This is a genomic window from Streptomyces sp. KR55 (genome assembly GCF_052245645.1).
In the GTDB taxonomy this organism is placed as follows: domain Bacteria; phylum Actinomycetota; class Actinomycetes; order Streptomycetales; family Streptomycetaceae; genus Streptomyces; species Streptomyces flavusporus.
Genome location: NZ_JBQQCE010000386.1, coordinates 1 through 9507 on the forward strand (window position 1 = coordinate 1; position 9507 = coordinate 9507).

The 9507-nt window shown below is 70.6% G+C and carries 9 protein-coding genes and 1 pseudogene; 6 read left to right on the forward strand and 4 right to left on the reverse strand.

Going from position 1 to position 9507, the window contains the following annotated elements; all coding sequences use genetic code 11:
* Window positions 1-764: site-specific integrase (locus ACTWQJ_RS38610; protein ID WP_443311104.1), on the forward strand; the 764-nt coding region annotated here is incomplete at its 5' end.
* 742 nt (window positions 765-1506) lie between these two features.
* Window positions 1507-1821 (forward strand): calcium-binding protein, encoded by a 315-nt coding sequence (locus ACTWQJ_RS38615; protein WP_443311105.1) that lies wholly within the window; start codon window positions 1507-1509, stop codon window positions 1819-1821.
* An 11-nt stretch (window positions 1822-1832) separates the two neighbouring features.
* Here ACTWQJ_RS38615 and ACTWQJ_RS38620 read toward each other — a convergent pair whose 3' ends face one another.
* On the reverse strand, window positions 1833-2537 hold the full coding sequence (locus ACTWQJ_RS38620; RefSeq protein WP_443311106.1) for a UPF0158 family protein: 705 nt from the start codon (window positions 2535-2537) through the stop codon (window positions 1833-1835).
* Window positions 2538-2634: 97 nt separating this feature from the next.
* Here ACTWQJ_RS38620 and ACTWQJ_RS38625 point away from each other — a divergent pair, with 97 nt between their 5' ends.
* Both ACTWQJ_RS38625 and ACTWQJ_RS38630 read left to right on the forward strand, forming a co-directional pair.
* The gene (locus ACTWQJ_RS38625; RefSeq protein ID WP_443311107.1) at window positions 2635-3807 is read left to right on the forward strand and encodes a hypothetical protein; all 1173 of its coding nucleotides are present in this window, start codon (window positions 2635-2637) and stop codon (window positions 3805-3807) included.
* Complete coding sequence (locus ACTWQJ_RS38630) at window positions 3804-5066, forward strand: hypothetical protein (protein ID WP_443311108.1); 1263 nt, start codon at window positions 3804-3806, stop codon at window positions 5064-5066. The genes ACTWQJ_RS38625 and ACTWQJ_RS38630 overlap by 4 nt, the downstream gene beginning before the upstream one ends.
* A gap of 9 nt (window positions 5067-5075) precedes the next feature.
* On the opposite strand, the gene ACTWQJ_RS38635 is transcribed toward ACTWQJ_RS38630, so the two are convergent.
* Window positions 5076-6392, reverse strand: a complete 1317-nt coding sequence (locus tag ACTWQJ_RS38635) for a helicase-associated domain-containing protein (protein WP_443311109.1) — start codon at window positions 6390-6392, stop codon at window positions 5076-5078.
* A gap of 129 nt (window positions 6393-6521) precedes the next feature.
* Here ACTWQJ_RS38635 and ACTWQJ_RS38640 point away from each other — a divergent pair, with 129 nt between their 5' ends.
* Complete coding sequence (locus tag ACTWQJ_RS38640; protein WP_443311110.1) at window positions 6522-7376, forward strand: hypothetical protein; 855 nt, start codon at window positions 6522-6524, stop codon at window positions 7374-7376.
* 319 nt (window positions 7377-7695) lie between these two features.
* Here the strand turns inward: ACTWQJ_RS38640 and ACTWQJ_RS38645 are convergent, their stop codons facing one another.
* Both ACTWQJ_RS38645 and ACTWQJ_RS38650 read right to left on the reverse strand, forming a co-directional pair.
* A complete protein-coding gene (locus ACTWQJ_RS38645) occupies window positions 7696-8106 on the reverse strand; it encodes a type II toxin-antitoxin system VapC family toxin (RefSeq protein WP_443311111.1) in 411 nt (136 codons plus the stop codon).
* Window positions 8093-8311, reverse strand: a complete 219-nt coding sequence (locus ACTWQJ_RS38650; RefSeq protein WP_210589781.1) for a hypothetical protein — start codon at window positions 8309-8311, stop codon at window positions 8093-8095. The genes ACTWQJ_RS38645 and ACTWQJ_RS38650 overlap by 14 nt, the downstream gene beginning before the upstream one ends.
* A gap of 431 nt (window positions 8312-8742) precedes the next feature.
* Between ACTWQJ_RS38650 and ACTWQJ_RS38655 the strand changes: the two are divergent.
* A pseudogene (locus tag ACTWQJ_RS38655) lies at window positions 8743-9507 on the forward strand (hypothetical protein); the annotation flags it as partial.

Consider the following 9507-nt stretch of genomic DNA (forward strand, 5'->3'; position numbering starts at 1 on the left):
CGGACATGGCCGACCTGTTCGAGTTCCTCATCGGCACCGGCCTGCGCAAGGGCGAAGCCCTCGGCCTGCACTGGGACGACGTCCACCTCACCGAACGCGTTCTCTACGTGCGCTGCACACTCTCCGCCATCGACAACAACCACCTTGTGATCACCGCACCCAAGACCCTCACCAGCAAGAACTGGGTAGCCATCTCACCCCGCGTCGCCGCCGCCCTCCGACGCCGGGCCCGGTCCAGGGATCGCGCCCACAGGCGCCCAGGCGATCCGTTCGCCGGACTCGTCTTCTGCCGACCCGACGGCCGGCCGCTGCGGCCCCCCACCGTCCTGGACCGGCTCCGGCAACTGTCCGACGAAGCCGGCGTCCCCCGGGTGACCGTTCACGACCTGCGGCACCTGGCCGCCACCCTCACCATCACCGCCGACGTGCCGCTCACTGTGGTCTCCAAGACGCTTCGCCACTCCACCCTGTCCACCACAGCCAACCTCTACAGCCACCTCACCCAGCAAGGCGCCCGCGAAGCCGTCGACACCATCGACCAAGTCCTCCACAGAGCCGAGCAGACCGTCGGCGGTAGGGACCGGCCGACGTGGCTGCGACCACCACGCGACCACATCCACCGCCTCCGCGCAGCCCTCCACAAGCTCCGCTCCCCCGCACCGCCCGCCACCAGCACCCTGGCGAACCAACCCCGGCTCGGGCGTGCGACCACATTGCGACCACCAGCCCTCCAGGGACGCAAAAGGCCGTTCTCTCATGGATGAGAGAACGGCCTCCGACCTGCATCAAAGCTGGTCGGGACGACAGGATTTGAACCTGCGACCCCTTGACCCCCAGTTGGGTGGTCGGTGAGCGACGCGCGACGGGTCGTTCTTCGAGGTCAGTGTTCAGCGTACTCGGCCGAGTAAAGGAGTCTCTGTGGTCCGGCCTCAGCCGAGAGCAGGCAAGTCAGCGGAGGCGAACGGCCCTTGCGCTCCGAGCCGTCCGTGGCCGACCTGCCTCCTTGGGGCCTGATACAGCTCCCCCACACGCCGCCCGCAAGGAACTGATGGTTTATCAGGTATACCGAAACATGCAGGTGACGAGGCCTGCGGAGCGTATAGAGCAGTCGCAGCGGGAACGCGACGAAGAGCCGGGTTGGCTGAATTCCGTCCAACCTGGGAAAAACGCAGGTCGCGGCCCCTCATCCATGGTTCGAAATGTGAGCGGCCAGCCACGAGTTCGAGCCCTACGGGGGACCCAAAACATGGCTGGTCTCCTGCTCAAGGGCCATGGGGCCCGGCAGCCTTCGGTAGGCACCGCGAGCGGAGAGCCTGCGCCTGATCAGCCCGTGCAGCTGGCGGCCCTCTCGGCGCCAATCCGCGGTGGGCGCTGGGGAGTCGGTATGCGCTATCAGGCGGCACGCTGGCCCTTGGGGCGGGAGAAACGAGCGTCGTGGCTCAGGGTGGAGCGGCCGGCGGTTGACCGGCGAAGGGAGCTGCGGGCTCCGCCGGTACCGTGTTCCCTGTGGACAGACAGCTGCGTGACGCGGAACTCGATGAGCTGGTCGAGCAGGCCACCGTGGACGCCTACGACGACGAGGAGCAGCTCACGGGCCTCTACACGATGCTCGCAGAGCAGCTGGCCGTCCCGTTCAAGACGGTCGTTCTCGGGGTCGAGGTCACCGTGAAGAAGGTGGATCTGCTGCCCGGCAGCCAGATCGTGGCGGTCTGTACGCGAGGCAGGCACCGGCAGGCGATCGGCATTCTCGACCTTCCGTTGCCGGATCCGGCGCCCGAGGGGGCTGAGTGGATCGAGGCCTACCGGCACTGGGGACCGTAAGAGCGCCCGGGTCAGTGGCCGGTCGGCAGCGCCGGCCGGTAACCCTGACCGGCGAGCCAGGCCCGGGCCCGGCCGTACTGCCGTTCCCCGGCGAACAACCAGTACCGCTGCAGCTGCGCCGGTGAGGTGGCCAGCATGTCCTTGAATCGGCGGAACGCTCCTGGGCCCTGGATCGCGATGCCGAGGTAGCGGGCAAGGTCCTGGTCGTCGAGGGTGGTGATGAAGTCCTCCATGTCGCGGTAGGCATCACGTGGTCCCTCGCATGGGACATGGAGCCACCGCTCGGTGCCTTCCGGTTCGTCCTCGTCCCATGACTCGTCGGTGTCCGCGAGGGCGGGTCGGCACTCGCCGGTGTCCAGGTCGATGCGACCACCGCCCCAGGCCGGGTCGCCTTCAAGCAGACCGGAGAGTTCCTCCAGGTCGACCGGCAGCGGCCGTAGCACGCAGCCGGCACCGCCACCCGCCGTGTCGAGTTGCCGGGCGAGGACCTCGTCGCCGGGCCAGCCCCGTTCGCGCAGGGTGGTGGTGCACGCGGTCGCTGTCCCCTGAGCGCCGGGCACTGCCCGGGAAACGGCTGCCGTGAGTGCGTCCCCGCACTGTTGCAGCACGCCGGCGGGGTCATGCGTACGCAACAGGGCGAGCAGGGACGGGCCGTTGGCGGTGTGGCACGCGGCGCGGAGTGCCTTCAGCGCGTGGTCGGTCCATGCCTCGGTCATGCCCGCGAGGCTACTCCTCAAGTTCTCGGCTGTACTCGAACAGGGGGACCCCATGACGCACTGCGAGCGCCATCGTCTCCGGTGCGACAATGCGCTGGTGAGCACGGCAGACAAGTCCCCTTCCAGGCGTCGGCCGCCGACGTTCGGCCCGGAGCCGTGGCCTCATACGGCACCGCCCGGTGAGTGGTCGTACTGGGATGTGTGGTTCGCCGTGGTGTGCGTGGTGGACTGTGGCGGCGACTGGGACGCCTTCGATGTTCGCCTGACGCGGGAGCGGTCGGGCGGGGTGATGCGCGGGGCGTATCTGGAGCCGTTGTGGAGTCATCTGCTGGATCTGCGGGAGCGTCTTGCGGCGGACGGGCTCGGTGCGGCCGAGCTCGCCGGAGGCGCAGCGCGTGATCCGAAGGTCGTCGCCCGGGCCCGTTCCAAGGTGTGGAGGCAGGCGCTGGAGGGGCGGGCGAAGACAGCGCCGATGCGCCGGACTCCGAGTCGGCGACTTTCCGAGCGGGCTCTGACCGGGGCGTGGCCGCGCTTCCCGGTGTCGCCGCAGGGGCCGTACGAAGCATTCGTGGGGGTTGTGGATCTGGATCGGCATCATGGCCAGTGGGCGACCATGGCGGTGGCCGACGCTCTGACCGAAGCCACTGTCGCCGAGGTGGCGGAAGCGGGCGGGGACGCAGCGATTCTGCTGGCCGTCCGGCGGGCCGCGTTGACGCGCGGGGTGCGGGCGCTGCGGGTGTGCGACGACTCGTGCGGCACATTGGGCGAGTGGCTGCGCCGGACGGTGGCCGAGTACGCGGCCGTCCCCTGGCGGCAGACGGCGCTGCCCGCCGACGTGTTCTGGCAGGACTTCCTTGAACTCCTGGGTGAGGTCGGCGATTTCGGCGGGACCTCGCGGCAGGAGGCCGAGTTGTTCACGCATGCCGGGGTCCGGGGCGATCTGGACCTGGTGGAGGCGCTGGCCTGCGCGCTGCACAGCGAGTATGCCTCGGCCCGCTGGGACTTCCGCGCCCGTGAGATCCTGGGCCTTCGCGCCTATGCCCAAGTCGCGGCCGGGGCGGTGGACCGGTTCACCGCCACCGCGACTGTGCTGGGCTCGGAGGACTGGCAACCGCTGGAGGCCATGGTCTCCTGTGCCCTGCGGCAGGGTGACGCCGCGGCCGCCCGTGCCGTGCTCCGGGCGGCGGACCGGCCGGGGTTCCACCAGGACTGGACACGTCGCCGGGCAATCGAACTCGACCGGGAACTCGGTGGGGAAGGATACGCATGACGCGCGCCGACGACACGAGCGAGGTGCGGGATCGGCTGCTCAGCTGGCTGCTGCCGGACGGCGGCCCGGCCGACTCGCTCGCCCAGGAGGACGTGGAGCGGTTCTGCTGGTACGAGCTGCCGGTCAAGTGGATGGCGGAGCCCGCCGAGTACCCGCACATCCTCACCGCCCTGGCCGAACTCCTCCAGGACGCCGGCCGGTCCCGGGCCGCCGCCGTCTGCACGTCGGAGGTCACCCGCGGGGTCCTCGACGCGTGGCAGGGCTCGCCCGATCAGGGGCGGGCCGCCTACCGGCGGGCGGTGGACGCCTCCCCGGTGACCCCGCCGAACACCGCCCTGCTCACCTGGGGGCCGGTGATGGGCATCGACGAGGCTGTCGCCCGCAGCAACGCCTCCCGGCGGCTGGAGCAGGCCCTGGACGACGGGGCACTGGTGCCCGGTGCCCGCGGATACGCTGCCGCGCGCATCAAGCACCTGGAGCGCTGGCTCACCACCCCGCACCCTGCGCACGACGGCCGCACCCCGCTGGAAGGCGTCCGCAGCGAGCGCCGCCGCACCTGGGCCGAGGCCCCGCCCGCCGCCCGGCGGCGTCTGCGCGGGACCGTAATGGGCCTGCTGAGCGTGGCGCCCGAGGTGCCCGCCGACACGGCCGAACCCCTGCGCTGGCTACTGGAGTCGGTCGGCGACGGAGTGACGCTGACCCAGGCCGGCTACCTGCCGCGCGCCCTGGTCGTCGAGGCCGCCGAGCGCTACGACTGGTATCTGCCCGGAATGGTGCCGTGCACCGAGTACGACGTCGCCCGTCTCGTCGAACTGCACGAACTGGCCCGCGCGGCGCGGCTGCTCGCCAAGCGGCACCGCAAGCTAGCCCTGACCGCCCGCGGTCGGCAGCACCTCACCGACCCGGCCCTGTTGCAGGCCACCGCGGCCCGCGCGTGGTTCGGCGACGGTGTCCGAGCCGAGCTCGCCGAAGCCGCCGCCGCGGCCCTGCTCGACGGGGAGTCCACGCTCGACGACCTCACCGGCGCCGTGCACACCCTGGCCGCCGAGGCGTTCACCCTCGCCGATGGCAGCACCCCGCGGCCGGACGACACCCGCCACTTCCTGTGGCAGTGGCTGCGGCCCGGCGAGGCCCTCGGCTTCCTGGCGTACCGCGATCGCAGCCGCTCCACGATCTGCCTCACCCCTACCGGCCGAGCCGCCGCTGTCACCGCGCTTGGATCACGTGCCCACGCCCCGCGGACCGCGCCCTGGGCGTGATCTCCCCGCTCAGGTCCGGGCGGGCAGTGCGCAACCGAGTTTCAGCAGCGCGGCGCGGAAGGCCTGCAGGTCGCCAGGGGCCACCATGAGGTGCCTCGGGTCAACCTGGGAGCACAGCGCGCCCGCCTTGCGGTCCTTCGCGATCACCACCGCCTGTGCCTCGTCCACGCACTCCAGCAGATGGCATGTACCCAGATCCCGTACCTTCTCGGTGCGGGAGGCGGCATCATCCAGCAACACCGCGACAGCCTGCGGCAGTTCCTCTCCTGTGCTGCTCTCGGCCAGGAAGCGGCGCAGCTCGTCCAGGCGGCGGCCTGCGTGGAGGGCCTTCAGCAGGGAGGCGGTGGACAGCGTCCAGACATGGTCGGTGGACCGGGTCGCGAACGCGTCGAGCAGCAGCGCCTCGGCGGGAGCCAGGCCGTCGAGTGCCACGACGTCGCAGTTCGGCAGGACCCTGACCGGGCTCCGCGCCCCGGCGGCGGGTGCTGGACCGGGCCGATAGGCGTCGGCGCGCCCCGTCGCGTACGCCCCAAGCGGGTTCAACCGGACGGCGAGCAGCCCGTCGTAGCCGCTGAGCCGCTGAAGCCAGTCGGCGCCCCACATGTGGCGGAAGTCGTCCCGGGCGCCGTCCGGGTCGATGTACTGGACGTCGACAAGGCCGAGGGTGGCCGCGTACTCGAACAACACGCACAGGGTGTAGCGGCCCTGCAGCACCGGCCAGTCGTGGTGCCCGTCGTAGCCGAGGCTGCCGTACTGCGCGTCCTCCAGGTACAGCTTCCACAACGCCCGCTCGGAGCGGACCAGGTACGGATCATGCCCTGCGGTACGCATCTCCTTGAACAGCTCGTCCACTGTCACCCATTCCCCGGGTGGACAGCACTCGGCGAGCGCCGCACCCACCGCCTTGCGGCGCGGACCCGCCGCGCTGAGGACGTTCGCCGCGCGTTGCCCCTTGACCGCCTCGATGCAGCTGAACTCGTCCAACACCCCATGGCTCAGCCAGCGCCGCCACAGGTGCCGGATCGTCTCGTGGGCGGGCTCGGCCAGCGCCTTGCGGCCACGCGCGGTCAACTCCAGTCGGCCGCCGGACAGTTCGGCGAGACCGCCAGCCTGGAGCAGCAGCGGCCAGGCGAAGGCCCTGACCGCCTCGCCCTCGTAGAAGTCACCGCCGGTGAGGACCTCGCCCAGCGCTCGGATCGTGGCCGCGGAGGGGCGCTTCGCCTTGTCACTGCACCGCAGCCTGCCCGCGGCGGCCAACTGCAGCACCGCCGCGAGCTCCGCTTGCGCCCCGTACTCCATGGCCCGCTCGGTCCACACCGCCGCCATAGTCCACGCCTCCCCGGAACCGCTCGTCTCGGCTCACCCTAGGGCGTTTGAGTATGACGTCCGGTCCGCTCCGGCCGCCTTGCCCGCTATCCGTCCGAGCCCACCCGCAGCGGCGATAGGGTCCGCCGTGTGAGCGAGTACCAGTACTACGAGTTCCAGGCCCTCGACCGGCCGCTCAGCCGCGAGGAGCAGGACCGGTTGCGGGCCGTCTCCAGCCGGGCCCGGATCACCGCCACCAGCTTCACCAACACCTACAACTGGGGCGACCTCAGCGCCAATCCGCGCCGCATGGTCGAGCGCTACTTCGACGCCCACCTGTACGTCACCAACTGGGGCACCCACCGCCTGATGCTCCGCCTGCCCAGGCAAGCCCTGGCCCTGCCCACGGTGAAGCCGTACTGCCTCGACCATCACATCGACGCCTGGACCACCCGCACCCACCTCCTGCTCGACCTCACCAGCGAGGACGAAGGCGGCGACTGGATCGAGGGCGCCGACGACTCATTGGCCGCCCTCATCGGCGTACGCGACGAACTCGCCACCGGGGACCTGCGCCCCCTCTACCTCGCGTGGCTCTCCGCGCTCGCCGCCTGGGAACTCGAAGACGACGACGAAGAGGAATATCAGTCCTGCCCCGAACCGCCCGTCCCGGTCGGCCTCGGCGAATTGACCGCCCCGCAGCGCGCGCTCGCGGACTTCCTGCGTGTGGACGCCGATCTGCTCGCGGCTGCGGCTCAGGCCAGCCCACCGAGCCCAAGGAAGTCGGCCAATCCCACGAAGAAGGAACTCGCGCCACTGATCGCCGCCCTACCGGAGCAGGAGAAAGACGCCCTGCTCCTGCGGCTCGTCCTCGGCCCCGAACCGCAGCTGCGCACTGAACTCCTGCACCGCCTGCGCGGCACCACCGCCCCCACTGCGATCCCCGGGCGCCGGTCCGCCGCCCTCCTCCTGGACGCCGCCCACACCCTGCGCACCGAACGCTGACAGCACGCGGAACACGAACGAGCCGAAGCCCGCGCCCGGCACCTGACCGCCCTCGCGCGCGAGGCCGAGTCCGCCTGGCAGCGGATCGAGGCGCACATCGCCACCAAGAAGAGCACCGCCTACGACCAGGCCGTCGCCCTCCTCGCGGAACTGCGCGACGCCTACGCCCACACCGGACGTGACGCGGACTTCCACCAGCGCCTGACCCGCCTGCGCGAGGACTACCAGCGCCGCCCCGGCCTCATCCACCGCCTCGACCGCCACAGCCTCCGGTAACGCCCCCACTGCCATGGGGCCGAGGAAGCCCGGACAGGACTCCTCATGGAAGCAGTGTGAACGCGGGAACGTGCTCGGGCACGAGCGCCCGGAAATGCCGGTGGTCGAGCGTCGCGACATCCGTCAGCTTCAGCCGCTCCGCCACAGCGACCACTGAAGCATCCGCCACGCCCAGCGGAAAGCCACGGTAGCGGTGCATCAGCTCAGCGATCCGGGCCATGTCCCGCTCATCGGGAAACACCTGCACGAGATCACCACCGACTACGGACTCCACCAGGTTGACTTCAGCCTCGGCGCCCAGATACTTCCCGACCAGATAGCAGCATTCGGTCAGCACATACGGAGTGACGACAAGGTCGCCGTCGTAGGACTCCAGTAACTCGGCGCACCGCTCGTGGTCAGGGTCGTTGCGGTTGAGGAAGGCGACAAGCGGACCAGTGTCAACGATCAGCATCGTCCTCGCCGATCTCCGCCCGCGCGATGTCCTTCGCCCGGGCGCCGAGATCGGTCGCCGGGCCATCGAAGCTCCGCAGTATCCGGAACCGACTCGGCGCGGGTTTCACCAGACGCAGGGCGTGACGACGCAGCTCCTCCGCCTGCTCGGGCTCCAGGCGATCGATGAGCTCGTGCAGTTCCCTGTAGTCGTACGCCGAGGTCATGGCCGCTTCCTCTCCACCGCGCCGTACGTCCACGATAGCGTTGGCGTCCCGAGCCCGTGACCATGTCAGCATGGCTCCAGGTACATCGTCCGGATCGGGTTTCGCCGACAGCCCTGCCGCGTCCGCGGCATCCGGGGCCGCGTCTGCCACCACTGGCGGCGTCTTGCTCTCCTGAACCGTCGCTCTCATCTTCCTCAGCCTCTCGGCGTCGCTCGAACCTGACCCACTTGTGACCTTCATCCGACCCTGACCTTGGTGATCAAGGTCAGGAGGAAGAGGTGATCCACGGGAAGACTTCCGAGCCGCCGCCCTTGGCGCGCACAGCCAAGGGAAACGCGCTGGTCACGGCCAGCAGGCGGGTCTGGTGGTCGCATGTGGTCGCCCGAGACTGGAGGTGTCGGCCCTCCGCCCGCGTCCTGGAGGCGACCCTCATGCGTACCACCGCCGACCGCGGCCGCATCTACCGCAGGTGCGGCTGCCGCGACACCCACCGCCGCCAGCTCGGAGCACACTGCCCCCGCCTGCTCGCCGACGGTCACCACGGGACGTGGACGTTCGCCGTCGACGTTCCCGCCCCACACCACCGGCGGACGACCGTCCGGCGTGGTGGCTTCACCAGTCACGACGCCGCCGAGGCCGCACTGCGGACGTTCCTGGAGGGCGAGGTCGGCGGCTTCAACGCCGACCCGAACCAGACCGTCGCCGACTACCTGAACACCTGGCTGACGGCGAAGGCGCTGGTGCTCAAGCCGACCACCATGGCCCGCTACCGGGACTACGTGCACAACGATCTCGTCCCCGCCGTCGGCAGCCTCAGACTGGACGAGCTCAGGCACCGGCACATCAGCGCCTTCGTCACCGGCCAGCTCGCCGCCGGCCGCCGGCCGCACCACCCTCTACCGGTGCCTGGCCACGCTCTCCAGCGCGCTGGGCGACGCCGTCCGCCAGCACCGCCTCGCCCACAACCCCGCCAGCCCACCGGCCCTGCGGCGACCGCCCGCGCCGGAGCGCAGGATCTGGACCGCCCCCGAGGCGGTCCGCTTCCTCCGGCACTGCCACCACACCGACCCGGACATGGCCGACCTGTTCGAGTTCCTCATCGGCACCGGCCTGCGCAAGGGCGAAGCCCTCGGCCTGCACTGGGACGACGTCCACCTCACCGAACGCGTTCTCTACGTGCGCTGCACACTCTCCGC

Coding starts and splice junctions, on each gene's coding strand:
- ACTWQJ_RS38620 (WP_443311106.1), bottom strand. CDS start 2,537: ATGACCGAGGCATGGACCGACCACGCGCTGAAGGCACTCCGCGCCGCG.
- ACTWQJ_RS38630 (WP_443311108.1), top strand. CDS start 3,804: ATGACGCGCGCCGACGACACGAGCGAGGTGCGGGATCGGCTGCTCAGC.
- ACTWQJ_RS38635 (WP_443311109.1), bottom strand. CDS start 6,392: ATGGCGGCGGTGTGGACCGAGCGGGCCATGGAGTACGGGGCGCAAGCG.
- ACTWQJ_RS38645 (WP_443311111.1), bottom strand. CDS start 8,106: ATGCTGATCGTTGACACTGGTCCGCTTGTCGCCTTCCTCAACCGCAAC.
- ACTWQJ_RS38650 (WP_210589781.1), bottom strand. CDS start 8,311: ATGACCTCGGCGTACGACTACAGGGAACTGCACGAGCTCATCGATCGC.